This is a genomic window from Pseudomonas sp. LB3P14 (assembly GCF_054898045.1).
Genome location: NZ_CM142714.1, coordinates 661,829 through 688,399 on the forward strand (window position 1 = coordinate 661,829; position 26,571 = coordinate 688,399).

23 protein-coding genes, 1 tRNA gene and 3 pseudogenes are annotated in these 26,571 nt (G+C 55.8%); 13 read left to right on the forward strand and 14 right to left on the reverse strand.

Features of this window, described 5'->3' with window-relative positions; translation table 11 throughout:
• Positions 1-64: 64 nt before the first annotated feature.
• The 6 genes and pseudogenes from gacA to ACYZT5_RS03120 form a co-directional block, all read left to right on the forward strand.
• A complete protein-coding gene (gacA, locus tag ACYZT5_RS03095) occupies positions 65-706 on the forward strand; it encodes a response regulator transcription factor GacA (protein ID WP_008015884.1) in 642 nt (213 codons plus the stop codon).
• A 2-nt stretch (positions 707-708) separates the two neighbouring features.
• Positions 709-2,532 carry an excinuclease ABC subunit UvrC gene (gene uvrC, locus ACYZT5_RS03100; RefSeq protein WP_462001332.1) on the forward strand — a complete coding sequence of 608 codons (1,824 nt, stop codon included), beginning with the start codon at positions 709-711 and terminating at the stop codon, positions 2,530-2,532.
• A 32-nt stretch (positions 2,533-2,564) separates the two neighbouring features.
• Positions 2,565-3,125 (forward strand): CDP-diacylglycerol--glycerol-3-phosphate 3-phosphatidyltransferase, encoded by a 561-nt coding sequence (gene pgsA / locus ACYZT5_RS03105; protein WP_008150904.1) that lies wholly within the window; start codon positions 2,565-2,567, stop codon positions 3,123-3,125.
• Positions 3,126-3,187: 62 nt separating this feature from the next.
• Positions 3,188-3,263 (forward strand) — tRNA-Gly (locus ACYZT5_RS03110).
• Positions 3,264-3,485: 222 nt separating this feature from the next.
• Positions 3,486-5,324, forward strand: coding sequence for a tyrosine-type recombinase/integrase (locus tag ACYZT5_RS03115; RefSeq protein WP_462049736.1), 1,839 nt, complete (start codon positions 3,486-3,488; stop codon positions 5,322-5,324).
• A gap of 997 nt (positions 5,325-6,321) precedes the next feature.
• Positions 6,322-6,512 (forward strand): annotated as a pseudogene (locus ACYZT5_RS03120) (cation:dicarboxylate symporter family transporter); the annotation flags it as partial.
• A gap of 330 nt (positions 6,513-6,842) precedes the next feature.
• On the opposite strand, the gene ACYZT5_RS03125 reads toward ACYZT5_RS03120, so the two are convergent.
• The gene (locus ACYZT5_RS03125) at positions 6,843-7,832 is read right to left on the reverse strand and encodes a hypothetical protein (protein WP_462049737.1); all 990 of its coding nucleotides are present in this window, start codon (positions 7,830-7,832) and stop codon (positions 6,843-6,845) included.
• A gap of 119 nt (positions 7,833-7,951) precedes the next feature.
• Between ACYZT5_RS03125 and tnpA the strand changes: the two genes are divergently transcribed.
• From tnpA to tnpC, 3 genes are all read left to right on the forward strand, one after another.
• Positions 7,952-8,275, forward strand: coding sequence for an IS66-like element accessory protein TnpA (gene tnpA, locus ACYZT5_RS03130; protein ID WP_462047422.1), 324 nt, complete (start codon positions 7,952-7,954; stop codon positions 8,273-8,275).
• On the forward strand, positions 8,272-8,607 hold the full coding sequence (tnpB, locus tag ACYZT5_RS03135) for an IS66 family insertion sequence element accessory protein TnpB (RefSeq protein WP_237142353.1): 336 nt from the start codon (positions 8,272-8,274) through the stop codon (positions 8,605-8,607). Before tnpA ends, tnpB begins: the two co-directional genes overlap by 4 nt.
• Before the next feature lie 61 nt (positions 8,608-8,668).
• Positions 8,669-10,216 (forward strand): IS66 family transposase, encoded by a 1,548-nt coding sequence (tnpC, locus tag ACYZT5_RS03140; protein ID WP_462049377.1) that lies wholly within the window; start codon positions 8,669-8,671, stop codon positions 10,214-10,216.
• Here the strand turns inward: tnpC and ACYZT5_RS03145 are convergent.
• From ACYZT5_RS03145 to mobH, 4 genes are all read right to left on the reverse strand, one after another.
• Positions 10,146-11,210, reverse strand: a complete 1,065-nt coding sequence (locus ACYZT5_RS03145) for a hypothetical protein (RefSeq protein WP_462049738.1) — start codon at positions 11,208-11,210, stop codon at positions 10,146-10,148. The two genes, tnpC and ACYZT5_RS03145, sit on opposite strands and share 71 nt — an antisense overlap.
• 4 nt (positions 11,211-11,214) lie before the next feature.
• Positions 11,215-13,155 (reverse strand): hypothetical protein, encoded by a 1,941-nt coding sequence (locus tag ACYZT5_RS03150; RefSeq protein ID WP_462049739.1) that lies wholly within the window; start codon positions 13,153-13,155, stop codon positions 11,215-11,217.
• Positions 13,152-13,802: a hypothetical protein gene (locus ACYZT5_RS03155; protein WP_462049740.1), complete on the reverse strand. Its 651-nt coding sequence runs from the start codon at positions 13,800-13,802 to the stop codon at positions 13,152-13,154. The genes ACYZT5_RS03150 and ACYZT5_RS03155 overlap by 4 nt, the downstream gene beginning before the upstream one ends.
• Positions 13,803-14,094: 292 nt before the next feature.
• Entirely contained in the window at positions 14,095-15,819 is a 1,725-nt protein-coding gene (mobH, locus tag ACYZT5_RS03160; protein WP_462049741.1) for a MobH family relaxase, read from the reverse strand.
• Between the two features lie 228 nt (positions 15,820-16,047).
• Between mobH and ACYZT5_RS03165 the strand changes: the two genes are divergently transcribed.
• Positions 16,048-16,242: a DUF7740 domain-containing protein gene (locus ACYZT5_RS03165; RefSeq protein WP_020300924.1), complete on the forward strand. Its 195-nt coding sequence runs from the start codon at positions 16,048-16,050 to the stop codon at positions 16,240-16,242.
• 140 nt (positions 16,243-16,382) lie between these two features.
• Here ACYZT5_RS03165 and ACYZT5_RS03170 read toward each other — a convergent pair whose 3' ends face one another.
• Together ACYZT5_RS03170 and ACYZT5_RS03175 are read right to left on the reverse strand one after the other, a co-directional pair.
• A complete protein-coding gene (locus ACYZT5_RS03170; protein ID WP_462049742.1) occupies positions 16,383-17,345 on the reverse strand; it encodes an ArdC family protein in 963 nt (320 codons plus the stop codon).
• Positions 17,346-17,481: 136 nt separating this feature from the next.
• Entirely contained in the window at positions 17,482-17,811 is a 330-nt protein-coding gene (locus ACYZT5_RS03175; protein ID WP_462049743.1) for a hypothetical protein, read from the reverse strand.
• 515 nt (positions 17,812-18,326) lie between these two features.
• Here ACYZT5_RS03175 and ACYZT5_RS03180 point away from each other — a divergent pair.
• Positions 18,327-18,641 carry a DUF3742 family protein gene (locus ACYZT5_RS03180; RefSeq protein WP_462049744.1) on the forward strand — a complete coding sequence of 105 codons (315 nt, stop codon included), beginning with the start codon at positions 18,327-18,329 and terminating at the stop codon, positions 18,639-18,641.
• An 8-nt stretch (positions 18,642-18,649) separates the two neighbouring features.
• Here ACYZT5_RS03180 and ACYZT5_RS03185 read toward each other — a convergent pair whose 3' ends face one another.
• The 5 genes and pseudogenes from ACYZT5_RS03185 to ACYZT5_RS03205 all read right to left on the reverse strand — a co-directional run bounded on the left by ACYZT5_RS03185 (position 18,650) and on the right by ACYZT5_RS03205 (position 23,220).
• A complete protein-coding gene (locus ACYZT5_RS03185) occupies positions 18,650-20,206 on the reverse strand; it encodes a conjugal transfer protein TraG N-terminal domain-containing protein (protein ID WP_462049745.1) in 1,557 nt (518 codons plus the stop codon).
• Positions 20,207-20,216: 10 nt separating this feature from the next.
• The gene (locus tag ACYZT5_RS03190) at positions 20,217-20,525 is read right to left on the reverse strand and encodes a hypothetical protein (protein WP_462049746.1); all 309 of its coding nucleotides are present in this window, start codon (positions 20,523-20,525) and stop codon (positions 20,217-20,219) included.
• A 3-nt stretch (positions 20,526-20,528) separates the two neighbouring features.
• Positions 20,529-21,910 (reverse strand): annotated as a pseudogene (locus ACYZT5_RS03195) (integrating conjugative element protein).
• Positions 21,907-22,860 carry a TIGR03756 family integrating conjugative element protein gene (locus tag ACYZT5_RS03200; RefSeq protein WP_462049747.1) on the reverse strand — a complete coding sequence of 318 codons (954 nt, stop codon included), beginning with the start codon at positions 22,858-22,860 and terminating at the stop codon, positions 21,907-21,909. The pseudogene ACYZT5_RS03195 and the gene ACYZT5_RS03200 overlap by 4 nt, the downstream one beginning before the upstream one ends.
• Before the next feature lie 105 nt (positions 22,861-22,965).
• Complete coding sequence (locus ACYZT5_RS03205; RefSeq protein ID WP_003174132.1) at positions 22,966-23,220, reverse strand: helix-turn-helix domain-containing protein; 255 nt, start codon at positions 23,218-23,220, stop codon at positions 22,966-22,968.
• Positions 23,221-23,389: 169 nt separating this feature from the next.
• On the opposite strand from ACYZT5_RS03205, the gene ACYZT5_RS03210 reads away from it, so the two are divergent.
• Positions 23,390-23,680: a LasR-specific antiactivator QslA gene (locus ACYZT5_RS03210; RefSeq protein ID WP_462049748.1), complete on the forward strand. Its 291-nt coding sequence runs from the start codon at positions 23,390-23,392 to the stop codon at positions 23,678-23,680.
• A 116-nt stretch (positions 23,681-23,796) separates the two neighbouring features.
• Here the strand turns inward: ACYZT5_RS03210 and ACYZT5_RS03215 are convergent.
• Positions 23,797-23,877, reverse strand: a pseudogene (locus ACYZT5_RS03215) (HU family DNA-binding protein); the annotation flags it as partial.
• Between the two features lie 498 nt (positions 23,878-24,375).
• Between ACYZT5_RS03215 and ACYZT5_RS03220 the strand changes: the two are divergent.
• Complete coding sequence (locus ACYZT5_RS03220; protein ID WP_462049749.1) at positions 24,376-24,702, forward strand: hypothetical protein; 327 nt, start codon at positions 24,376-24,378, stop codon at positions 24,700-24,702.
• A gap of 403 nt (positions 24,703-25,105) precedes the next feature.
• Here the strand turns inward: ACYZT5_RS03220 and ACYZT5_RS03225 are convergent, their stop codons facing one another.
• Complete coding sequence (locus ACYZT5_RS03225; RefSeq protein ID WP_462049750.1) at positions 25,106-26,569, reverse strand: DHA2 family efflux MFS transporter permease subunit; 1,464 nt, start codon at positions 26,567-26,569, stop codon at positions 25,106-25,108.
• Positions 26,570-26,571 lie beyond the last annotated feature (2 nt).

Genomic DNA, 26,571 nt, shown 5'->3' on the forward strand with positions numbered 1-26,571 from the left:
GTCTGCCAGTCGCTTTTTGCTAAGGTGTCGGCAACCCAATAAGACCATATCGCGAGGTGTCTGCTTGATTAGGGTGCTAGTAGTCGATGACCATGATCTCGTTCGTACAGGCATTACACGAATGCTGGCTGACATCGATGGCCTGCAAGTAGTCGGCCAGGCTGAGTCAGGGGAAGAATCCTTGCTCAAGGCGCGTGAGTTGAAACCCGATGTGGTGCTGATGGACGTCAAGATGCCCGGTATCGGTGGTCTTGAAGCCACGCGCAAACTATTGCGCAGCCATCCGGATATCAAAGTCGTCGCGGTCACCGTGTGCGAAGAAGATCCGTTTCCTACAAGATTGTTGCAGGCGGGTGCCGCGGGTTATCTGACCAAGGGTGCCGGGCTGCCGGAAATGGTCCAGGCCATCCGCCTGGTATTCGCCGGGCAACGCTACATTAGTCCGCAGATTGCACAGCAGTTGGCGATCAAATCCTTCCAGCCGACCAATGATTCGCCTTTCGACGCCTTGTCGGAGCGGGAAATCCAGATCGCGTTGATGATTGTCGGCTGCCAGAAAGTACAGATCATTTCCGACAAGCTCTGCCTGTCGCCAAAAACAGTGAATACCTACCGTTACCGCATTTTCGAAAAGCTTTCGATCAGCAGCGATGTCGAGTTGACGCTGTTGGCGGTTCGTCACGGCATGGTTGATGCCAGCCTCTGAAAATGACTGAAGCCTTCGATCCCAGCGCCTTTCTGTCGACAGTCAGTGGGCGTCCCGGTGTGTATCGCATGTTCGACAGCGAGGCACGCCTGCTCTACGTCGGTAAGGCCAAGAACCTCAAGAATCGTCTGTCGAGCTACTTCCGCAAATCCGGTCTTGCGCCCAAGACCGCTGCGCTGGTGGCGCGTATCGCTCAGGTCGAAACGACGATTACGGCCAATGAAACCGAAGCCTTGTTGCTTGAGCAGACGCTGATCAAGGAGTGGCGTCCGCCCTACAACATCCTGCTGCGCGACGACAAATCCTACCCCTACGTCTTTCTCTCGGATGGCCAGTTTCCACGCTTGAGCATCCATCGCGGCGCGAAAAAGGCCAAGGGCAAATATTTCGGTCCTTACCCCAGCGCCGGTGCGATTCGTGAAAGCTTGAGCCTGCTGCAGAAGACGTTTTTCGTTCGCCAGTGCGAAGACAGCTATTACAAGAACCGCACGCGTCCTTGCCTGCAATACCAGATCAAACGCTGCAAGGCGCCCTGTGTCGGGCTGGTGGAGCCCGAGGTGTATGCCGAAGATGTGCGGCACTCGGTGATGTTCCTTGAGGGGCGCAGCAATGCGCTGACGGATGAGTTGTCCGCAGGAATGGAAGAGGCGGCGATCAACCTCGAGTTCGAGCGTGCGGCCGAGTTGCGCGATCAGATTTCATTACTGCGCCGGGTTCAGGACCAGCAGAGCATGGAAGGCGGGACCGGCGATGTCGATGTGATCGCCGCGTTTGTCAATCCGGGTGGTGCCTGCGTTCATTTGATCAGTGTGCGCGGCGGGCGGGTGTTGGGGAGCAAGAACTTCTTCCCGCAGGTGGGTATTGAAGAAGACGTTTCCGAAGTCATGGCGGCGTTTCTCGGCCAGTACTTCATCAGCAGTCCCGAACGCGACTTGCCGAGCGAACTGATCGTCAACGTGGTTCACGAAGACTTCCCGACCCTGATCGCGGCCATCGAAGAGTTGCGCGGTCGCGAATTGACCATCAGTCATCGGGTTCGTGGTACGCGAGCACGCTGGCAGCAGTTGGCTGTCACCAATGCCGAACAGGCGCTGGGTGCACGCCTGGCCAATCGTCAACACGTTGCCGCACGTTTCGATGCGCTGGCAGAAGTGCTGAACCTGGACGAGCCACCACAGCGTCTGGAGTGTTACGACATCAGTCACTCCAGCGGCGAAGCGACCGTGGCATCCTGCGTGGTGTTCGGCCCCGAAGGTCCGATCAAGTCCGACTACCGTCGCTACAACATTGAAGGCGTCACCCCCGGCGATGACTACGCCGCGATGCACCAAGCCTTGACTCGACGCTTCAGCAAACTGAAGGACGGGGAGGGCAAGCTACCGGACATTCTGCTGGTGGACGGTGGCAAGGGGCAGTTGTCCATGGCCCGCGACGTGCTCAATGAGCTGGCGGTGCCTGACCTGATTCTGCTGGGCGTGGCCAAGGGCGCCACGCGCAAGGCTGGTTTCGAAACCCTGTACCTGAACGATGCTGCCCACGAATTTACCTTGCGCGGCGATTCTCCCGCGCTGCATTTGATCCAGCAGATACGCGACGAAGCTCACCGTTTCGCGATTACCGGACACCGCGCACGTCGTGGGAAAACCCGCCGAACGTCTACACTTGAGGGCGTCGCCGGTGTCGGACCGACCCGTCGCCGCGATTTGTTGAAACATTTTGGTGGATTGCAGGAGCTGTCTCGTGCCAGCATCGAAGAGATCGCCAAAGCCCCCGGGATCAGTAAAAAGCTCGCAGAGTTGATTTATGCAAATCTGCACAGCGAGTAGAATGCCCCCTCACCTCGTAGCCAGTTGTGCCGATGAATATCCCTAATCTGATTACCGTACTACGCGTCCTGCTCATTCCGATCTTCATTTTACTGTTCTACCTGCCTTATCAATGGAGCTACCTGGCGTCCGCCTCGGTCTTCGCATTTGCTGCTGCCACAGACTGGCTCGATGGGTATCTGGCCCGCCGACTGGAACAAAGCACGCCGTTCGGGGCTTTTCTCGATCCCGTTGCTGACAAACTGATGGTCGCTGTTGCGCTGGTGTTGCTGGTGCAAGAACATGGCAACCTGTGGCTCACGCTGCCGGCCGCCGTGATCATCGGTCGCGAGATAGTCGTCTCGGCACTTCGCGAATGGATGGCCGAACTCGGCGCCCGCGCTCACGTCGCCGTGTCGAACCTGGGTAAATGGAAAACCGCCGCGCAAATGCTGGCCTTGGTGATTCTGCTGGCGAATCCGTCGGATTTCACGTTCTGGGTGCTGCTGGGTTATGCCTTGCTGCTGATATCCGCGGGACTGACGTTGTGGTCCATGGTCCAATATTTGCGGGCTGCCTGGCCGCATCTGAAGACCGATGTGGAAAAGAAATAAACTTTTTTGAATCAAGGTGTTGACGAGGCTTCTGGATTCTATAGAATGCGCCACACCAAGACGCGGGAATAGCTCAGTTGGTAGAGCACGACCTTGCCAAGGTCGGGGTCGCGAGTTCGAGTCTCGTTTCCCGCTCCAAATATTGCGCTGCAGAGTTCCACTGAATTCTGTAAGTGATTGAAATCAGGACCTTCGGGTTCTTTTTTCGTTCCAGCGGGAACCAATGAAATCCAGCACTATCCGGTGCGTTTAAGTCCAGGATTGAGTCCAGGATTCTGACGAGCACTGAATCGGTTTATTGCTGGAGCAGATTGTGTAGCGAGATGAGCATCTGGCCCTGACTCTGTTCAGGAGCTCGCTATGGCACTCTCAGAAATGTCTATTCGGCACGCCCGGATTACGGGCAGTGACTACACCCTTGGTGACAGTGACGGCCTCACACTCAATGTGACGGCCAGCGGCGGAAAAATCTGGCTTTTCCGTTACTACTGGACGGGCAAGCAGAAGCGCATGTCCCTAGGTAGCTACCCGCAAATTGGGCTTAAAGAAGCCCGTACTCGTCGTGATGAAGCGCGTGCCTTGGTTGCCCAGGGCGTCAATCCCTATGAGCACCGTAAAGAGCAGCGCCGTGCTGTTCGTTTTGCGACAGAGTATACCTTCGAGGCGATGTTCAATCAGTGGGTGGAGTTCCGCAGGCTGAGCCTGAAGGAGGGCCGCCAAAGTACGCTCTCGCAAATCTTGAGAATCTTCAATAAAGACGTCTTGCCTGCGCTAGGTAAGCGCTCTATCTATGATATCAATCGTCACGATCTGCTGGATTTGCTGAGCAGTATCGAACAGCGCAAGGCATTAACGACAGCTGAAAAGTGCCGGACCTGGTTCAACCAATTGTTCCGCTATGCGCTGGTGAAGATCGAGGGGCTGGAACACAATCCGGCTTCAGACCTCGATGTTGTCGCACTCCCCAAACCTCCGGTGTCACACAATCCGTTTCTTCGTATGGACGAGCTGCCTGCTTTGATGACTGCTCTCCGAAACTATGGTGGAGCGAACCAAACACGCCTTGGCCTTCGATTGTTGTTGCTGACCGGTGTCCGCACGGGTGAGCTACGTTTGGCGACACCCGACCAGTTCGATCTGGAGCAGCGGTTATGGATCATACCGGCGGAGGTGGTGAAGCAACTCCAGTTAGCTATGCGGAAGCCAGGCAAGCAGGTCGCAAACATACCGCCCTACATTGTCCCGCTCTCGGTTCAGGCGCTTGAAATAGTGTGTCACTTGCTGGGCCAGGTTCTCCCTGCGCAACGATATTTTTTCGCGCATCGAAGCGACCTCACCAAGCGCATAAGCGAGAACACTCTGAATGGAGCGCTACGCCGGATGGGGTATGCCGACCAACTCACAGGTCATGGGATGAGGGCTACGATCTCGACGGCGCTGAACGAGATTGGATACCCGAAGGTATGGGTCGACGCGCAGCTTTCTCATGCCGATCCAGACAAGGTGAGCGCGGCCTACAACCACGCGGAATATGTCGAGCAGCGCCGAACCATGATGCAGGACTGGGCGAATCGTCTGGATCTTTGGGGCCAGGGCCAGCCGAAAGCAGCAAGCTCTCCGCTGACTATTCGTTTGGAGGGCGCAGCTTCGTTGCCCTTACTGGAACACGCGAACGCAAGTGCCGTTCTGTACAGCAGCAGCTTTCCATCGGCGACCGCCCCATCGACGATGCTGGTCAGTAGCAAGAAAGCCCCCATTGGGTCCATCCAATTGCCTGTCGTGCCCGTTCCAATCCGGGCTGAAAAGCCGCGCAAAACGCACGTGTCCGACATCCAGCGCGAGCGCGCCGAGATGCTCGCAACGTTTGAGACTTCGAGTAACTTGCCGCTGCTGGTCTTCGCCAGACTGGCAGGCAAATCCCGCGATCAGATCAATCGTGATATCAAGGCTCGACGTCTTCTGTCCCTGAGCTTGGGGAATCGTGGTCAGCGCATTCCAGATTGGCAGCTTGATCCATTGCGGCACAAGTTGGTACTTGCGGCGTTAGCGCTGTTTCCGGATGTGGATGCGTGGAGGCTTTATCGGACGCTCTGTGAGCCACATGAGCGACTGAAAGATCATTCACCAATCGATGGACTCACTATGGAAAATTTCGACGTGACTGCACGAATCGTTTGCCGTGCCCTGCGTTCAAGCTGATGTGCTGTCTTCGTGCGGTGATAACGGATGTCGCTGTTTGCTCGAGAGCATCTAGCGCGGGCTGCTCCAGGATGCGTGGGCTTCACAAATCGCCTGAGCTGTCGGAGACGGTCGGCAAGAGGCTTCTATTGCGCAGGAAGACACCATTTGGCAATATCTCGCCCCCGCACTCTCTTGTCAGCTCTCCATCCCTCTCATTTGGGGGCTGCGTTTTGGAGATAGCGGGTAACCCGGCCTCGTGCCGGGTTTTTTATTCGCTCGGCAGGCGCGGCTGGCGGACAAATTTATCCAGCTACCTGTGAGTTCACGCCGCTTTTGGCCCTTTTTCGCGCTGCCTTTGGCACCAATCCTGTCTGATATTTCTCTTCCTTTCTCAGCTTTTTCGCATGTCAGATAGCCTTGCCAAACGCCCTGTTTCCGGGCGATTAGGGCGTTTTTCCTCACCCGCTCCGCGGCGCTAAACCCTGGAAGCTCAGTTCCGATTCTTCGTTCTTAAAGGTCACCATCCCAAATCAGCGAAACCGGCTGTACGTCACGCGGGCCATGCCTTTGAAGACAAACGGAAGCAGCGAACGCACCTTTAGGCCGCACTTCCGATTGTGCGCTAGGGAAACGGAACAGAGCGCGGGGAGGGCGCATCAATTCGAATTGATTGCTGACGGCCTGTGGGCCTCCTGAAGACACTTTGAGCCCAAGGCTCAGGTGCCGATTTGGAATCAAACCATCGTGTCTGAGAGCCTGACTCATACCTCCTAATTCGACGTTTTTGGGCCCAATCAGCAGTACCAATCAGACCGCAAATTCAAACGACTTCTTGCAATTTTGGTGACAAACCATTTTGCAGGTAGTTGGCACCGATTGAGTTCCGCTGACCCCACGAAAGATCCGCCGGCCGCGGCTTCTAGCGGTCAGCTCGGGATTTCTTGCAAGGTCCTGGCCGGTGCCACATCCGCTGCGAACTCACACTAGGTAGCGTTGCCATCAGAGAGGCGTGATTGTGGCTCAGGGCCGGCTGGTGTCGTTGCTGTTTTTCGCAGTGATGTTTGGGTTGAGCCTGTCGAACTGGGCTGAGGAACGTAAGGACCCGCTCCTGGCGGTGTTACGTTCAATCAGCGAGGCGTTGTCATAGTCTCGTCGATGATCATGGCGTACTCACCCAGCGGTGGGAGGGGGATGATAGCGGTGACGTGTGTAATTGCACGCATTTGACCACCAGCCAATGGCATTGCGTTTGGTTGCTGCCGCACAACTGGTGGGTACGTAATATTATTTGTGCCAGTCACCTAGCGGCATCCTAATGACAGAAAGATCGAAATCTTGAGCGGCCGCGAAACCAGTCTGTCGCAATATCTGGAGTTAGGCTGGCGCATCAATATCGCTCAACTATGCTGTGTTGAACATTGACTTAGGGTGTGCTTAGACGTTTTGGTTGCCATGTTCTAATCTCAATGAGTTTGATGCCTCGCGGAATTTGAATACTCAGATGCTGCTCAGTTGTTTAGGTCCACAGGGCACCACTTAGACTTTCTTCTTTGGTTTGTTGGTCTTTGGGGATAACGAGGACGGGGATCGCAGATTTCCTGGAACTCGGAAAGTGACAAGGTGGCGCGTCACTTGGCTGCCATGGGGAACAAACGACTCATACCAGACGCATTCTTCGAGACTGGCAGGAGGATCGCTACGCTCCACGATTTCCAAAATTCCCAGGAATCCCAGCTTCACGTTAGTGTTCTGATAAGCGCCAGCTTGGTTGCAATATTTCCGAGCAGCATCCTTGTCGAGATGGCCATGGTGACGCTTCATTTCAATGATGAGCCGATGAGTACCGAAGCCGGCATAGATATCGGCTCTGCCCGTTGCGACTCCTTCAACCTCCGTTTTCAGGTCGCAGGACGGAAAGTTACCGGCTAGCCATTGCCACAGGTCATTCTGTAGGTCGAACTCGGTAGCATCCGGATCACGCAAGTACTTTCCGCGGTCACCAAGTTCTTTGACTCCTGCATCTTGTCTGCTTTGGCAGAACAAGATGATTTGCAACATCAGCTCGTCGAAATCCGCGCGAACCTCATTTTCGTAGTCAAGGCACTGAGTCAATGCCGTGCCCATACCTCGAAGTAGCTTCTGCACGATGGGGTTGGCGATACGACGTTCTCGCCCATTCCGCGTACATAGCGCTTGCTCCAGAGCTTCCGCAGCTGCAACGGAAATTTCTGGAGGGAGCCTGTCATAGTTGAGTGCCCTTAGCAGCTGCGGATAGGGAGAGGCACCTGACGACTTTCCCGGAGGCACACTGCCATCCTTCAGCTGGGTGATGCGTGCGCGCAGCAAGTTTGATGTGTCGGCGTGTACCCGCATCCAGCTGTTTTCACTGAGCAGTTCGTCGAGATGTCCAAGGAGCCCACGTTCTCTAACAAAACAGGCTTCTATTCTGGGCTGGAGTAGTTTGCCTAGACCGCCTTGTGTCTGGAATGAGCGATCTGCGTCGTACACGATCAACAGCTGTTCCATTACTGACCAAGCTTTTGTATGCGTCCGGCCAAGTCATCTACCCAACCCCGCAACGCCAGGACATGGTGTGCACTTAAATTTAAGTGGGCACCAGTTCTAGCCTTTTAAGCGGGTATTTCATGCAGCCAACACGCCGTTCCTATTCCAAATCCTTCAAGGCCCAGGTCATTCAAGAGTGTGCCCAGCCCGGCGCTTCGATTGCCAGCATCGCCCTCAGCCATCGCCTCAACGCAAACCTCGTCCACAAATGGATTCGAGTGCAAGCGCAGAAAAGCACGACGCTTCAACCTGCATTCATCCCATTGCCTATGCAAACAACGGCGCACGTATCTTCATCGAATATCAGCGTTGAGATTCTGCACCCACGCGGCACCGTCAAAGTGAACTGGCCAACCGATAGTGCTGCTGCCTGCGCCGCTTTCCTTCGAGACCTGTTGCGATGATCCGCATCGACGCCATCTGGCTCGCCACCGAGCCCATGGACATGCGTGCCGGCACTGAAACTGCGCTGGCCAGGGTGATTGCGGTCTTCGGTGCGGCGAAGCCGCACTGTGCTTATCTGTTTGCCAATCGCCGCGCGACTCGGATGAAAGTGCTGGTACACGATGGGATTGGCGTTTGGCTGGCTGCACGCCGCTTGAACCAAGGCAAGTTTCACTGGCCAGGCATTCGACAAGGCAGCGAAATGCAGTTGGATACCGAACAACTTCAGGCCTTGGTGCTCGGCCTACCTTGGCAACGTGTTGGCGCTGGCGGTGCAATCACGCTGCTTTAAAAACCGTAATTAGTGCCTCGGCTTGCTGTCGCAAGTGGCCTGCTTTGGTAAAATCCACGGCATGACTTCCTCGCCCAATCTCGATCAAATGACTCCCGACCAACTGCGTGCATTCGCTGCGCAGTTGCTGTCGCAGGTCGAGACCATGGGTAAGACGGTCGAAACAATGGGTAAGAAGATCAACCGCGATCAAACGGTAATCGAGAAGCTGACCCACGAGATTGCGCAGCTCAAGCGTTTGAAGTTTGCCAAGCGCAGCGAGCAGATGAATCCTGAGCAGGCGAGCCTGCTTGATGACCTGATCGATACCGATATCGCGGCGATTGAGGCCGAGCTTCAGGCCTTGCAAATAGCCCCAGTGGCGACCGAGAAAAAGCAAAAGCCCAAGCGCACGGCCTTGCCGGCAGAGTTTCCACGCACCTTGATCCATCACGAGCCGGACAACACCCACTGCCCATGCGGCTGCGCGCTCAAGCGTATCGGTGAAGATATCAGCGAAAAACTGGACTACACACCGGGCGTGTTTACCGTTGAACGCCATGTTCGTGGCAAGTGGGTTTGCGATAGCTGCGAAACGCTGATCCAGGCACCGGTGCCGGCGCAGGTTATCGACAAAGGCATCCCAACCGCCGGGTTGTTGGCCCATGTCATGATCGCGAAGTTCGCTGACCATCTTCCGCTTTACCGTCAGGAATCGATTTTTGGTCGTGCCGGCTTGGCGATTCCACGTTCAACCTTGGCTCAATGGGTTGGCGTTACGGGCGTGCAGTTGCAGCCACTGGTCGATGCCCTGCGTGACGTAGTGATCGGGCAGCAGGTTGTGCACGCGGATGAAACGCCCGTGCAGATGCTCGCTCCGGGCTCGAAAAAAACCCACCGTTCTTATGTTTGGGCTTACGCCACCAGCCAGTTCTGCGAAACAGCCGCTGTCGTCTACGACTTCAGCCCCAGCCGCGCCGGTGAGCATGCTCGCAACTTCCTGCAAGGCTGGAAAGGTAAGTTGGTCTGCGACGATTTTGGCGGTTACAAGGCCAGCTTCGAACTCGGCGTAACCGAGATCGGCTGCATGGCCCATGCCCGGCGCAAGTTCTTCGAACTGCACGCTACAAACAAGAGCCAGCTCGCCGAGCAGGCCCTGCGTTACATCCAGTTGCTGTACGAGATCGAGAGCGAAGTGCGTGACCTGGAGCCGGATTTACGGTGCCGAATACGGCAAGAAAAAGCCGTGCCGGTGATGGATATCCTGCATGCCTGGATGATCGCCCAGCGTGATCTTGTGCCCGAAGGGTCGGCCATCAGCAGAGCACTCGATTACAGCCTTAAACGCTGGGCAGCGCTGTCGCGCTACCTCAATGACGGGGCCGTACCCATTGATAATAATTGGGCGGAGAACCAGATCCGACCATGGGCTCTTGGGCGCAAGAACTGGCTCTTCGCCGGGTCGCTACGCAGCGGAAAACGGGCTGCGGCAATCATGAGCTTGATCCAGTCTGCGCGGCTGAATGGTCATGACCCGTACGCCTATCTAAAGGATGTTCTCACGCGCCTGCCGACGCAGCGGGCGAGTGAAATCGAGCAGTTGCTTCCGCATAAGTGGCAGCCGGTTTAATCACGCAAGATGTGATGCCCGGACGCATACAAGCTTTTAGCCAGCTTGGTTTCTGCAAATCCGAAGCCGCGCGCTGCGTGGCTCTAACCAGTCTAGTCCACTGGATATCACGATCACTTCGAGTCTCTAACCAATCTGGGAGCTGGTAGCGATTGAACTGCCGTGCTCGGTCGGAGACCGCGTTCGTTAGTCCCTGAAGGGAGGGGCGTAGCTCTAGTTCAGAAGCCTCACGCCAAAAGCCTCGAACCAAATCAATGACGAAGCAGTACGCGGTCGCGTCAGAGCGATCATCGTCAGTATGTTGAGCTCGTTTGAACAATGTGTATGCAGTTTCCAGCTCCAAAAGCACTTTGTCGGTAGATTCAGCATCTAAGGCTAGTGACAGGCGGGCAAGTCCAAGCTCAAAAGATGCTTCCCCTTCGGCTTCTGGCGTATTGCGTAACCGATCTAGCGTGGCAAGTAACTCATCGTCACGCCATACATGGAAGGCGGCCCCAGTAAGCTTTGCTGCATGCACCGCAAAAATTCCATCGGGATCAGAGTCTAGACTAGCCATAATTCTCAAGGGCGAAAATTTGCTTATGACACCTGTCAATGCAAGTCGAAATAGGGCCTCTAGCGCGTAGGCAGCAACAAGATTCTGCATTGGCTCGGGGCGGTTCTCTACCCGCAGTTCCAATGCTTTCGTCAGTCGAGCAGATATCCTCTCTCGCAGAGAGGAGCTGCTGATAACGGTGTTAGCGGCGTCCCTAAATGAGCAGGCGTTGTCGCTTTCGGCGAATCCACGAAGCAGTAGTGCATCAAGCACCTCTATATCCTGGGGTTCGGCTTCGCTTGCTAAGCAGGCAAATACATCCAGGTAAGGTGCTCTTGCCACAATGTCAGCTTCGGATTCAATGGCTCTTACACCTCCTAGAGAGGAAACGGATATTGAAGTCCCCGATTCAAGGTGATGCTCGATGAGGCTTAGGACTGATACGGTGGCGTGGCCCATGTGACTACCAGACATAACCACCTTCCGGGGCGACACGACATCTCTCATTTCCCAGTGCACTGATAACAGAAGGAGCATTGGCGCTGGCGACCAGTATCTGCAATCCAGGGGTTTCATCTGCCACCTTGCGCAGCTCTTGCAGTAAGCTTGCGAGATCACTTTCGCTGGTTTCCTCTGCGCCGGGCGAATCGATGATGAGTAGCCCCGGATGGCGACCAACTCCGCACTCTTGACCGATGCGCAGCAGTGCGATGGCTGTGGCGATACGTAGCCTGAGTCGTTCGCCAGGCGTTAATTTGCTGAATGACGTTTTTTGGCCACCCTTGATAACGCTCATCCGCGATTCTGAGCTTAGTTGAATGTGTTCCAAGCCTAGCGCTCCGAAAGCATTTCCCAGTCGAAGGATTTCTTGGTTGAGTTTTTCAAGAAGATCTCCTTTGCTGGCATCGAAGGCTAACTTGGCTTCATCGTGTGCGATGCTGACCAGCACTATGTCTTCTGGAGGTTGATGCCCGACAGGTGGAATGTTGTACTCCTGAAGTGCGCCTTCCAGACGTGCTACTACCAATTCCGCATCACGACGTTGTTGGAATGCGTTGCTTTTCGTCGCAGTGTCTAGCTCACCTTTTGCGCTCTTCAAATCTGTTTCGACTTTCTTGTGATTGAACTCCAGCTGTTTGCGCAACGACTTGGCATTGGTCAGGGCGTTGTTTGATAGAGCAAAGCGGTCGTTAGCTTCCTCAATGGCATCGCTGGTATCATCTGAATCCAGCATGATGGGCTCGGAGCAAAGAGAGCAGCTCTGATCTTCACCTTCCCGGCGGATCCGCTCCTTGGGAACGGCTGTCTCACAACGGGGGCAGCAGCTAGGTAACAGGCCATTGAAGAATGCGGTTGTGACCAGATTTTCTCGTAGATTTCGTAGTGCACGCTCATCGGCGTCTGCGGTGTTCTGAAGGGCTGCAATTTCTATCGTCGCGTTTACGAGGCTCTGCTCAAGGGCAAGTGTCTGTGTGGATAGATGAGATATTTTGACGGAAAGTCTGTCCAGTGATTGCGCCGTGACCAGTTCTGAACTGCTTGTCTTAAGCACCTCACGCGCGTTCTTTAGATCGGAGGCGATTCTTTCCCGTGACAGGCTTGTTCGGTCTGAGGTGACAGCCGTGATGCGACTGGCATGTTCGAACTGTTGCTCCAGTTCTTTCTTCACAGTTGCCGCCTGCATGACGGTACTCGCCCATGGTAGGCCCACAAAAACCTGGAGCATTCGCGCGGGAAGACCACCCATAACGACATCTCCCAGCAGAACCTTGTGGTCACCGCCGAAGTAGAGACCACCGGAAAGAGCGGTCCATCCATGGGATATGGTGATGCCGCCTTCATCATTCTTCTGCCTGGAGGGAATGGGGTCTAGATCGAAGGTGTTCATCATGAATCTGGACATCGCTGCGGCGAATCCCTCGTCGCTGCTGAACCGGTCGACCTCGTCGAATGCTCCATCCGGTCGGCACTTTATGAGTGCGCCGTTTGGCTTCTTATTCGTGACATCAAATTCAACGGCGTATTGCCGTTCATCCAGGTTGAAGCTGACCCGAACCCAGTCTAACCAACTGCGCACGTCGTCCTGCAGACCCTTAGGCTCGCCGCGCAAACACCAAAGAATAACTTCTAGAACGCTGGACTTACCAACTAGGTTGGATTTCCCTGTGTTTCCGTGACTAGTAACCGCCCAGACGCCGGAGGAAAGGTCCGACCAACTGAAGTCAATCGGATCGGTGAGCTTCCCCTGCTTTTTTCCCCGGAATTTGACACTAGTGATAGTCAGGGTTGGCGTCGGGCGAGTGGCCCTGTCTGCGGAGATGCCTCGTCGATGCAACGAGGCTTCGGCCTGGTCAACGGAGAGGCCAGCACGGTTGGATACAGTTTCAAGCCAGCTCATGGTCATGCGGTTTGTCCTTGCATAATTTCGTTCAAGCGTTTGCGAACACGATCCGTTATGGGCGCGATAATGTGCTTGAGTTCAGTGTCGGCGTACTCGGCCTGAAGGTACTGACGATCCTTCAGGGCTTTCCCCCCGGTATCGCCAGCGACCCTTGCAACGACCGTGGCTCGCTCCTTGTACCAAGAGATTTCTACAGCCTTTTCCGCCAAATCAGTCATCGCTTGCCGTCCCTGAGCGGTCAACAGATAGACATGTTCTCGAACCTGCCCAGGGACACCCTGCCGGCGAATGCGTACGAGTCCTGCGGAACAGAGGATGGATAGCGCATTGTCCAGGGGTTCAAATGCGCCAAAGTGGTAGCGAATCATCGGTAGGCGGCGAAGATCCGGTTCCCGCGAGTCGAGTATGTTTCGGGCAAGATCTAGCAGGGATTGTTCGTTTGTGCTCTCGAACTCGATGAGTAATTCGTTCGCAAGGTAGTCAGGATTGCGCATCCAGAAATCCAATGCTTGCAATCGTGACTGCGCGCGTAGAATTGCTACTACGTCAGCTCCCCAAGCGTCATTGGTAATATTGGTGGAGGCGGCATCAATACAGGCGAGAAGGCGTACCGCACTTTGGCGATCTGTTGCTACTGGGAGTAAGCTCAAAGTTTCACTTCCCCATAGTTTCTGCACCCTTTGAAAGGTGCCTTGATGTGTGACTGAGCATGAGATTCCTTGCCTATGCTGAAAGTGACATTAAGGCACATTAACATCACTGGGCAGCCACTTGCGACAAGGGATCTTGGTTGCCTCAGTCACACAATAGGGGGAAGCGATAAATTTGAGCGGTTGCCTAACTGAGACCAAGCCAGCGTAGCTTTGGGTGGACTTTGACTCTGCTGCAGAGTGAAAGACTGCGTTTGGCCGAAAGAGGATAACGCCGCCGTACTACGGAAATTTAAGGCTCTGCGATTTTAAGAAAAGGATTGTCTGGTGGTATCAATTCAAAAAGTAATTTCGGTTCCTCAATCAAATACCCCTTCAGGGTGGTTTTCTTCCTAGGGCCTTGCACTTGGCATGCCCAGATATTCAGACCGTTGTCTCGCTTCCTGTGGACCTTCAGTTTCTCAAACTGCTTCTGCACCCAACGCCATTCTTCAATCTCTTGAGTGGCACCACTGGCGATGCCAGGTAACTCCTGGACATATCGTTGGAAGAGGCCAGGTGTTACCAGAAACACAGTACCGCTCACCGTGTGGATTTTGGCCTTGCTGTCATTGATGATCAGCTTGTGGCTCCGGATGCCTTCCTTGACCCAATTCAGGAATGCCTGGCCAGGGTTATCCGACGAGGGATTTGAGATTTCGAGAGTGCTTGCTGACGTTTCGTCGCTGACCTCAGGCTCTTCCAGCTCGAACATATCCATCAGCGTGCCGAGATAGTCAGGGTCTTCGATCGCCATGGGATCTGTCAGCGAAGAGCTTTGACGCGATCCAGTACTGACAGTCTTAGGCGCTGGAGGTGATGCCGAAGCGTCAGTCGGGTGGTCATCGGCTACCACGCTCACTGTTCCGCTGAAAGCCTCTGGCCTGTCTTCGTTCCCCCAGATCAACGCCGGTTGAAGGCGCAGAAAGGTAAAGGCCTGCTCCCAGTTTCCCTGTACGACAAGAGCGGTCCAGATGGCTTTTCCTTCCGGGGTAGACTCGACCAGCCCATGCGACTGGAGTTCATCGAACACAGCGATGTTGGAGGAGGGAATGCCCTCAATCGCTTGCGACAGCAGATAGGCTCGCAGCTTGTCCGTGACCGTCTTGCTCACGAGCCAGAGTGCGTCCTGGGTCAGCCATCCCGCGGCACCTGGCTGGTTGAGTTTCAGCTCGTGCTGAACCAGATGACGCAGTCCGCTAATCAAGTGGTGTTGCAACGAATGAATCGGCGCTTGCAGCGCCTTGCTCGGGTTGCCACCGATGTTCTGCGCGGTGGAGACGCGGTCGGCCTGAATGACCAACTCGCCCAGCACGCCGGCGCGTTCGTACTGACCGGCCAGGACATACAGCAGGCTGGCCCAAAGCGACGGAAATCCACTGAGCCAGTCCAAAATAGGTCGGTCGAGAATTTGGGTGTAGAGCAAACCCGCGGCGGCGCCATGCAAGTGATAGTCACGACCCTTGAGGTAACGAAAACGGTAGGGCTGATCCAGCGGGCCCTGCCAAGGATGCCAAGGACTACTATCTTGGCGTTCGACGAGCAGGTCTACGGCGATCTTGCCGATGTCATGGAGCAGGGCACCATAAGCGATTCCGGCCGACCAGGCATCAGTCTGGGCCGCTTGGTCTTCGGGCGCGGCGCCGGTGGGCAGAAGATACGACTGACGCAGTTTCAAACTGCAAGCGACCAGTTCCAGTCCATGGTCGAGCATGCCGCCGAGATACGCATGGTGGTGCGTCTCGCTGGCCGGGAGTTGCTGGACCTGTTCGGCGTAGCGATGGATCGGATTTAAATAGAGTTGGATGAACTGCGCGTGGGAGAGGGCGGTGTACTGCCAGATGCGATCGAGCAACAGGCGGCGGTGCTCCGCTGCTAACAAGCTATGGGCCGACTCGATGGGCAGGTAACCTTCGGCGACGCTCACGGCCGATGGCGGAGGGGGCTTCTGCCTTTTGCGGCGGAACAGACTGAGCATCGTGACCTCCGGGAAGTGGCTGGGTCAGTGGCCTTTTAGCCTTTTCGAATAGAGCTCTTACCCTTGAGTCCCCATTCCCTTCCAACCCTTACCCGTCCTTTTGGCTCTTGTCCTTTTGCACGGCAATCAGAATATCGATTTCTCCTAGTGACGTTTTGTTGGATGATCGTGCTAGTACGGAAAAGAAAAGAGTCGGTACACTGCGGTGCATATTTTTTGGGTCTTGCCATGAACCTCACTGATGCCACGCTCGTGCTGCTGCTCGCGGCACGTATCCATGGGACAGACGAAGCCGTCAGGGCCTCGGCGAAGAGCGTGGTCAAGAAGTTGCCACGCAGCAAACGCGATCTGATCTACAAGGTGATCGACAGCCGAAGTCCGCTCGAACTGGTGGATTTTCTGGCGCAGAACCTGGATACATAACGGCATGCTGCGGGTGTGCGCCCCTTTCTTGTTCCTTGCGTGAGGGCCCCGTCGCGTGATGCCGTCTGTTTTCTGGAAACAGAAAAAAGGGCTCAACTCGCGTTGGGCCCTGTGAAGCGTTTGCAGTGGTGAGGTAACAATTAAACTCCATCGCTCATGCAGAGTGAGTCATCCAATACCGCTTGCTTCAGTTGCTGCTCCAAGTTGAGTACATACTCTGAGGCGCTTCGGGCCTGGCCACTGGCTCGGAAGATTGCACGTTTGTCAGCCTTGAGCAGGCGGAGCCAAGAGTCGATGTAACCCTCGTGCCGCAGCTCTCCCTGTATACCCGTATAGGCACATAAAAACGCAGCGCCCATCTCGGCGATTAACTCCTCAAAGGCATAGCCTGGCGAGCCGAACGGACAGGATGACGTCACGCCTTCCCGTTGCAACCGAGCGTGATGCCCGGTCCAGTGCGTCAGCTCGTGCAGTGCGGTGGCGTAGTACCCACCTTCATCGTGAAATTGCGCTTTTGTCGGCAGTTGGATGAGATCCCTGATCGGGTGGTAAAAGGCTTCGTCGGCAGGCCGATGAACGATGTTTGCACCCGAACTTAACAGCAGATTTTCCGCAGCGCTGTTGGCCAGGAAGGGATCAGTCGGTTCTGTGTCGATCAGTATTTCATCGTAAGAGTCGAGCCCTTCTGTTTGCTCGATGTTGAACAGGAAATGCGTCCTGAGGATGCCAAAATGCGCGACCTTGGGCTGACCGTTTTCATCAAGTAAGGGTTGGTCTGATTCGGTCTGTTCCTCGCGCTCCATCGGCTTGTAGAGTACCGCCAGGGCGCTGTGCTCACCCTTACGGATGTGCCCGCCGGCCTTTTTGGCTTGGTTGAAGGTCAGCCAACGATCTTGAGTGAATCCCTGCAACCTCGCCTCGGCCCAGAGCAACGGTAAATTGATACCGGAATAGGGACGGCGCGTGATTGCGTTGATGGGATAGGGTTGATGATGACCGACGTAAGCTGAGCCACTTGAGGACCAGGGTTTGATCCAGGGGGCAACGCCTTGGTCTAAAGCAGTAACGATCTTGTCAGTCACGTCTTGGTAGATATCGCGCATGGCATTTTCCTCGAGAGAAAACGGAGGAACGCCTTGCCCGTCGGGGAGGGTTCCCCGGTGGGTGATGGGTTGGATTGATGCAGGACTTGCATGCCGTCTGAGTGTGGATCTGGGTGCCGAGTACGGCCGTATGCGTTTAGCGTTGATGTTCTCCTGCAAGCGCTATCAGCAAGGCGTTAGGTTGGTCTGACTCGAGGAGCAAGCTAAGGCTCAGTTGCAGCAACGGGTCATGGCCTGGATGACCCGTTGAGGCGATTTGGGCTACCTCGAACACCACATAGAGCTCGCGTGGATAGGCCAGGTGAGCCTCGAAGGCTGCGCGCAATACGTGGCTCAGCCGATCGACCTGCAGCTTCTCAGGAGGACCTGAGCGTTCGAGCAGAACTGCGCGTTGCCACGCGCCAGGGGTGAACACAATGGGCAACCGAAGGGTGTTCAATGCTTTCGGTGTAAGTGAGTCGGACATGGTGTGCCTCCGTTGAAAGCGCGAAGAAACCTGTCCCGTGGGGGAAAGAATTTCCCCGCGGTGGGTTGAAGAAAAACAAGAAAGTTTGCCTGGCGAGCAGAACTCGGAAGGCGCTCAGGAGAGCAGTGGGCGTTCATCACCGTAGAAACGGTCACCGTGCGAGCTACCGAACGCTAATCGCACTTGGGGAGAACCATCACCGAAGTGACGTAGTCTTGAAGGTTCTGGCTACCTGGGAAAGTGCTGTCGATAACAGCGATCCGTACCTTGTATTTAGCAAGACGATTTATATGGGTCAATAACTTCAGAGATGCTATTTCACGGGGCTTGTCTTCTGTCTTCCAGTGAAGATTTTTCGGCTGGGCCAACTGATAAACGGTCAGGCACGGACAGTTTTCAGTAGTAGGCTGTTACTCCTGTATCAATCATGAAAACGCTCAGAAGAGGGCGAGACCATGCCGACTTAGAACCGTGTTGAGATTTCCCGCGTCCACCGCTGGGCATATACCTGTGGCATGTCGATAAAACGCGGGTATCGCAAGTTGAAAGCGTTTGAGTCCCGCGCAGCTGAGCGTGCGGTGACGGCAGGTATGCCCGCAGGTAAAATACTTGTTCGCGGGAGTTTTCTGGTTGCCCAGTTAGCCCTGCTCGGAGCATTTCTTTTTGTTAGCTTCTGGTTGTTTGTGCTGATGTGCACATTCGTCGCATTCGTCGCATTAGCAGCTATCCCAGTTCAAGATTCAGACACTCCAGATATTGATGATCTCGATGATCCAATACATAGGACGTCTTGGCCTGAGCGGTACGATAAATGGGGTTCACTGAAGTAGCCTCGTGGTTATTTTGAGCCCGATTTACCTGAAATAATTCTTGCTCCACTCATCAACTGAGAGGTCCCGCTAGAGCTTGCTGTCTGCGCAGCCTGGGTTCCCCGGTTGAGCATTCCTTCTACACCTGAACCTACGCTATACCCAGCCCAGCTCATTGCGGCTAGAAAGACCATCGGCAGCACGATGAACATCGCCCCCATCACATACTCAATTACCTGCGCGGTGACCGTCCCATCCATAAACCCGGATGTGGGCAGCGACAACAGCACCTGATTGGACGCCGACACTTGGTTGTACAAGGTATCGAGCATGCTGGAGTCAACCCAGCGGGCCAGCTCCCACCAGAAGCTCAGCATGTGCAGCGTGAACAGCGCGAACGTCACCGTCATGACGGCCTTCAACTGGTAGGTACTGACCAGCAGAATCAGCGGCAGGCTGATGATGACGCCCATTATCAGGAAGGCCTGCACCATCGGCAGGGCGGCGCGTAGCGCGTTCATTGCCGGGAAGTTGCTGAAGGAACCGAGGGCCAGCCCGGTGTTGGTCGCGAGGTTATTGAGCCCCTGATTGATCGAACCGCCGCGGGCGCTGGAGCCATAGTCCTGGTACACCTGTCCGGGCGACATGGACATCGATTGCTGGCGCGGACTGACCAGTTCGCGCAGGGTGGCATCCTCGATCTCGTTGCTCGAACGGCCAGTCAACCAACCTTTCAACTGAGTCAACAGCGAGGGATCGACCTGCTGGATCAAGCGCTCGCGCAGCCCCACATCGCTATCGCTCCACCACTGCTTGCAGGTGGGGTAGCCCGCACCATTCTCCAGCCGCGGCAAGGAAACATCGCGGCTTTCGTCATACGGCCAGCTAACTCGCGGTGTGCGTGAACGATCCGTATCGTAGTAGCCGGGCGTGTCGAGAAAATAGCTTGAGCCAATCCAGGCTGCGTCGTGACTTTGTGCTTTGTCTAACTGCGGGCGGTTGGTGAACAGCCGAGAACGGGAATAGCCGTAGCAGTCGCGGGTGAAATCGGCGACCTCCTGCAGCAGTACCTGGCTGTCGATGCGCGAGCTGTCGATCTCCATGCGCATCTGCCGGATATCCGGTGCACAGGGGATGGAAGCGGTGGCCGCGGCGGTCACGCCTTTGCTCAAGGCATGCACCAGAAACCACCAGATCGGCACGTTGGCGGAGCGTTCGCCGATGGTATTGAAAGTGGCACCCCAAGCCGTTTCCGCTGGCTTAGCCACACTGACACCGCAGCGCTGGCTCGCCGCATCATCGAACGCCATTGAGGCGAGGCTCAATGGAAAGACCGGCGCGCAGCCGAACAACAAAACGATGTAGGCCAGCCATAAACGGTTCTCGATCCGCGGTACCGAGAGCAGTCCCTTGTTGCCTTCATCTGCACCTTGCTGACGGGCCGACAGCCACTCTTGCAAGATGATCGCGCCAAAGGGCGCGGCGAACAGTCCGGTGTCGGACAGGACGCTCCAGAGGCCGTTGTTGATGATCCAGGCCAGCAGGGAGAGGTAAAACTCCAGGTAGCTGTTGGTGCTCATGAGCATGGTGGTGACCTCACAGTCGGGTGAACTCGACGACGGTCAAGAGCACGAGTCCTAATGTCCCGATGCGCTGAACGCGCAGTCGATCCTGTGGCCGATGTCGGTAGCGCCGCAGCAGATCCCACCAAAGCGCAAAGAGGGCGCCGTAGAGCAGGGCACGCCACCACCGCAGATAGGGCCGTACCGATTCCAATGCCTGCTGCCAGACCTCGAAACTACCCAGCGCAGTGCGGCCGATCCATGCGACCAGTGCAGCGGTCAGGATCATCATCGCGGCAATCCCCAGACTCGAAAGCAAAGTGAATAGCGGTGAGCGTTTCATGGCTCACTTGCGCCTGGCGTCAGCATCTTTGAGTCGACCGGGCTCGGGGTCGCCTTGCTCGACGGTACGCGATGCGTCAGCACCACCGGCATGCCGGTCGAGCACCAGGCTGGCGGTATTGGTGGCTAGCATCTGCCGAACCTGCAGCTCGGTTTGTAGCAGCCGTATTTCGCGCTCTAGGGCGTCAATATTTTTCGTCAAGGCTGTCTGGGCCGGCTCGGCTGAGGCGATGTTCGGTTCGTGACTGCCTGCCAGCAGCGTGCGCAGTAGCAGGAGCGCCTTGTCGAGTACGCTGGACAAGGCCGTCTCGCTGGCCAGACGCCGTGCCAACAAATCCTGATCGGGATCGTCGCGCAGGGCTTCGATCACACCACGGGTCACCGGCAACATCGGGCTGGAGGCTTTAGCCAGGTTGTCAGAAGTAAGCGGCAGAGAGCCGGACAGCAGCCCTTGCAGGGCCTTGAGACGTTCGCTGTAGGCCTCTTGGATCAGCGGCGTCAATCCGCTGCCAGCGGTAGCACGCAGGGTTTCGCAGGTGTCGCAGGTCGCAACTTCGCTCTCGCCCAACACGCGAACGGCCCATTCGGATTCCTCCTGGGGCGAGGTCCATGTCTGGCAAATAGCGCCACCCAGGCAATCGCTGCTACTGATCGAGGCGCTGTCGTCCACCGAACGGTTATGCAGCAGGTTATAGCCTGCGCGCACTACGTCGGAAGTCACCCGGATGGGCGTCTGCCCGCTGCCTCCAGCCTTCGAACCGCCGACCCAGGACACTCCATTGTTGCCGTTATGGGTCTCGGTGTTTTTCACCGCGGCCACTGCATCACCGCCGGTTTGATCCAGATTGCCCTGCATCTCCTGGTTTTTGGCCAGCGCGCCCCAACCGGCTTGACCGACCTTGTCCGCCATCTTTTCGGCCATGGCCTGGCAGGTCAGCTTGGAGCGGTCGAAGTCGATACGCCCCTGCATCACCCCGTTGCTCAGCAACTCATAGAGGCCGGGTTGGCGCGCTGGATGATCAACGCCGGCAGCGACATCACCGCTTGGGTCGCGTTCTGCACGATGCTGCCCATGATCTGCTGGAAACCTTCGGTGACGCCGTTCAACTGGTTTTGCAGGGTATTGGTGAGGCTCATGTTTCCGCACATCATGTTTGCTCGCCAGGAGCCGCCGGCGCCGAGACCACTGGGTCGGTAGAGCGAACTCGGTGAGCCGACTGCCGAGCCGCCACCAATGGTGTACATCACCCGGTCGTCGAGCACTTCGCCTTGAGTGCCCAGGCGGTAATCGCCTTCGGCGGCGTGGGCATGCGTGGCCATGGCGAGCAGTCCGTAGAGGACCAGACTCATCGTGCTCAACCAGGGTCGCGCGCGAAGCCGGCTCATGAAGCACCGCCTTCGAAGTCGATACTGAACAGAAAGGTCTGCCCCTCACGTTTGCAGCAGCTATAGGGACGCCACAGCGACCAGGCGTAGCCGCCATCCGCGCTCTGTACCGGATCGCTGGGGAAGATGGCGCACGTGGGTTGAACCTGAGGGTAGAGCAATTGCCATTTGTGGGTCGAAGCGTCGTTCTCAGCGATAGGGCCAGGCGGCCAGTAGCCGTCGCGTTTGGTGGGCGTGAGTGGTACGTACACATGCGGCTGCCAGTTGCGGGTAATCACATCGCCGGCCCGTTGCGCCGTGACTGCGGCCGCCTTGAAATCGTCGGGCTGTACCAGAAAACCCTGACGGGGATAGACGTTGCCCCACATGTTTCCCGAGGCCTGACGACCGATTTCACGGATCCCCGGCATGAGCGACTCGGGGTAAAGACTTTCCGGGATGCCATGGCGCCAGGCCAGTGAGTCCAGGGTACTCAGGTAGTAAGGCATGAATGCAGTTGCACCGCTGGCGCAGGCATAGCCGGATTGCGAGGCCAGTTGTGTTGCGGCCCAGCCAGGGTGACCGATGCCATCGACGTTCTTGAAGCGGGGCAGGTTGTCGCGGTGGGTGTTAGGGGTGATCAGGTTGCCGCCACCTTCCGCACCGCTGATGGGAGAGGAGAGGGTGGCCATCTCGGTCCAGGGGTTATTGCCGGTGGTAGCGTAGCTCGAGACCACCAGCTCAGGAATGAAATGACGAACCTTGGTCGAAGTTTTGACTGTGCAGCCGAAGGGCGTGCAGAGGAGCCAGAAACAAATGCCGACGACCTTGTATTCGAGGCAATTTGGCGACAGCACGGAGGAGGTGATGCTGCCGGTGTCCAGCGCCACGCTTGGGCCGCACGCCAGCAGGACGCTCAGCGCCAAAGGCCGTAGCTTTGTGGGTGCAATTGACAGGCATGAAACAGACATGATCCAGGCTCTCGGTGTATGGCCTGGGCAGGGTCGGTTAGGGATTGAAGACTGTCAGTGGAAATTATGAACGCGGATCTATCGGGTTTGTGAGACGTGAGACTATTATTTGACGTGAAGGGCGCTGCGCAGGATATCGGGTTCTACAAGTAGCTGATCTGCGGTGATTTCGAAAATATTGGCGAGCTTGCACAGGACCAACAGCGACGGATTGCCCGTGCATCGTTCGATTTGACTGACGTAGGTGCGATCCACCTCAGCCATGAGCGCCAATTGCTCTTGGGTAAGGTTTTTCACGCGTCGCATCAGGCGGATGTTTTCCGCCAGTTGCAGACGAAGCTGTTCGTAGTCTTGAGTCATGCGCGCAAATTGCGCCTTGAGGGACTCTCAATCCACGGGATATAGTCTACATTGGTATTGATCTAGGCCATTTGATGCACATGCCTGTTATCGAGCATTCATTTGGTGTTGTTAAGCTTTTCGAAGCTGGGCCCAGCGTCTAACAATAAATCAGAAGTCTAGGGTGGGTATGGACGAAAACTACATTTCAATTCCGGCGGCGGATGGTAGCCCAAGTCTTCTGACGCCTTGGGGCAACGGATTTGCCCCGATGATCGAACGTGGCGTGCAATGCGCTCAGGCTTGGCTTGATACGCCCGGCGAGATTCCCCTGTGGTGGGAGTTGGCGCAAGCGCGCAAAACCTTTCCTGTCGGTGATTGCCAGGATGCCTTTGAAGCCGGATTCCTGTTGAGGATTCAGCAGCGGTTAAGCAGTGCGTCACGCAGCACTAATGAAAGTTCTGAGAAAAATGACGCCTAAGCGGACTTCGTACAGATGCCTTGGACGGTTCTAAGCTGACCGGTAAGCGTTTACGGTTGCTGAAGCCCCCATACCAGCTCTTTGGACAGTTGGTATTGGGTAGTCGCTCCGCGCGTTTAATTAACCGCGTCTTTCAAGGACTTACCGGCTTTGAAATTGGGCGTCTTCGCGGCTGCGATCTTGATAGTGGCCCCTGTTATGATTTTGCATTCAGATTTCGAGAGTGTATCCAAAATACGATGACGTGGTCGTGGGCATAGACGAGATCAAGGAAGAGATAAATTGCTCCAGATCCAAGCTTTCAGGTTCATCCTCTGCGGCGAAATCCAAGCTGCGCAGGTTGACCTGAATATCTTGGCTGATTCTTGTGTTGGTGAGCCTCGTGCTATTGGAACGCGCCAATTTGGTTTGATGTCGTAACCGAAGTTAAGGTTTGTAATGTACCGAGTTGTTACTAGGTTTGGAAAATATTCAATGGATCCATCCTTGGCATTGATGAGAGCGAGATCACGGCGCTCATGTTCACTGATTCGTACCTGATTTCGTAGGAGTCACGACCGACTGTTGTGGGTCGAAAGATGACTTAGCCAAGCAGCCGTTTGCAACGGCTCAATCACACGCTGTGTTGTTGTACCCCCAGCCGACAGCACCTATATGCTGATATCTTCAATTGTAACGGTTGGTTGGGAGTAGTGATGAAAATTACCGGTAAGGTCGAAATAGAATCCGTCACGGATGTCGTGTGCGACGTCTGCCAGCTCTCCACTCGGGTGAAAAGTGGCGGGCTTCAATTCGCCACGCTACAAGCGCACTGGAGGTACGGCATGAAACATGATGGCGAGCGCTATGAGCTGCACCTATGTGAAAGCTGCTTCTTCCAGGCAGTTGCTAGTCTTAAGCAGGAACGGCGTACCCAGACTCTCTTCAGCGATGACGGCCGTGCTGATAGGGCTATTGTCGGCGATGATTTCGGTCTGATCGCTAAGGATGATTTCTTTAACGACTCCCGTATGAGCGAGTGATATTGATCGGCAATCCAGTACTGGCCGTATACCGGAGCTCGATGTGTTGGTGTTGGTGTTGTGGTTGACTCACATATAGGGCCCGCTCCCGATCAAAGTGCACGGGAACTTACAGGTTTGTTTGAGGAATCATAACGTCGCATCCCCACATTTGGCGTGGGAATGCGCTCAGGGCTACTGGCATTGATGTTTGAACATGGCGCGGAACCGATGCAGAAGCGGCTCGGTGTAACCACTCGGTTGGTGCATGCTTTCAAACACGAGAGCACAGGCCGCCTGGAACGACGCCGAGCTATCGAAGTCTGCAACCATCGGTCGATACCGCGGATCGTATGCATTCTAGTGATCCGAGATCTGCCGCAGTCCTTGAACTACTCTATGATCGGTGCTGGCTCTTCATTTGCTAGAGTCTTTGGAGCTTAATAATCAGCAGTAGCGGCATGGCTGCCAGTGACAACACCATCAGCAGCTTGAAGTCATCCACGTAAGCGATCCAGCTGGCCTGCACCGTGACCATTGTGTCCAATGTTGCGCGTCCGGACGCGACCATCGGGTCCAGATAGCTCTTGATCGGCCAGGCGTCAAAGGCCCGATTGAATGGCGTGATGTAGGCACCTATTTCCGCATGGTTGATCTGAACGTTCTGAGCAAGCAGCACGGTGACTATAGAGATCCCGACGCAGGAACCGACATTTCGCGACAGGGCATAAAGCCCAGTACCTTCTGCCCGTAAGGTGGCTGGCAATGTCGCGAAGGCGACCGTGGTCAGCGGCACAAAAAGCATTCCCAGACTGGTGCCTTGAATGAAGCCGACATAGATGACGGTTTGTATCGACACATCAGGCGTCCAGCCGGTCATCAGCCACATGGACAGTGCTGACAATCCCAGTCCTGTAAGCAGCAATAAGCGCGTATCGATTTTGCCCAGCAACCGGCCTGCAAGGAACATGGTCAGCATCGTGCCCAACCCACGAGGCCCCAATACCATGCCGGCGGTTAGCACCGGATAACCCATCAGGGTTTGCAGATAGGGGGTCATCAGCGCCAAGGAGGCCAGGTAGGTAATCCCGATGATAAAGATAAAGATGACGCTAACCGAAAAATTACGATCCTTGAACAAGTCAGGGCTGATGAAGGGCGTGTTGGCGGTAAAGGTGTGGACCAGGAATACGTATATGGCGACGGCGGCCACCACTGCTTCGATCAGGATTTCACCGGAAGAGAACCAATCAAGTTGTTCCCCTCGGTCGAGAAACAGTTGCAGGGCCATGATTGCCACGCTCAGCGAACCAAAGCCGAGCCAGTCCAAGCGTGAGGAAGTGTCGGTCGGCGTTTCTCTGACGTAGTAGACGATCCCAGTCAGCGCCAGTAAACCAATGGGCAAATTGATGAAAAATACCCACCGCCAGCTGAAGTTCTCAGTCAGCCAGCCGCCGAGCATCGGGCCCAACACCGGGCCGACCATGACTGACACACCGAACAGTGCCATGGCTGAACCGCGCTCTTTGAGGCTGTAAATATCCAGCAAAATGCCTTGGGATAAAGGCACTAACGCCGCCCCTGCAAGCCCTTGCAGCAGACGGGCCAGAATGATTTCCTCCAGCGACTGCGCCAAGCCGCAAAAGATCGACGAGACGACGAAACCGACAATTGCCCACAGCAGCACGCGTTTGCGACCGAAGCGTCTGGCCAGAAAGGCGGAGGGCGGCGTCATTATTGCAGCTGCGACGATGTAGGAGGTCAGCACCCAATTGATTTGGTCGGAACTGGCCGAGATGCTGCCTTGCATGTAGGGCAGGGCGACATTCGCAATGGTGGTGTCGAGCGCTTGCATAATCACGGCCAGCACGACGCAAGCGGTGATCATCC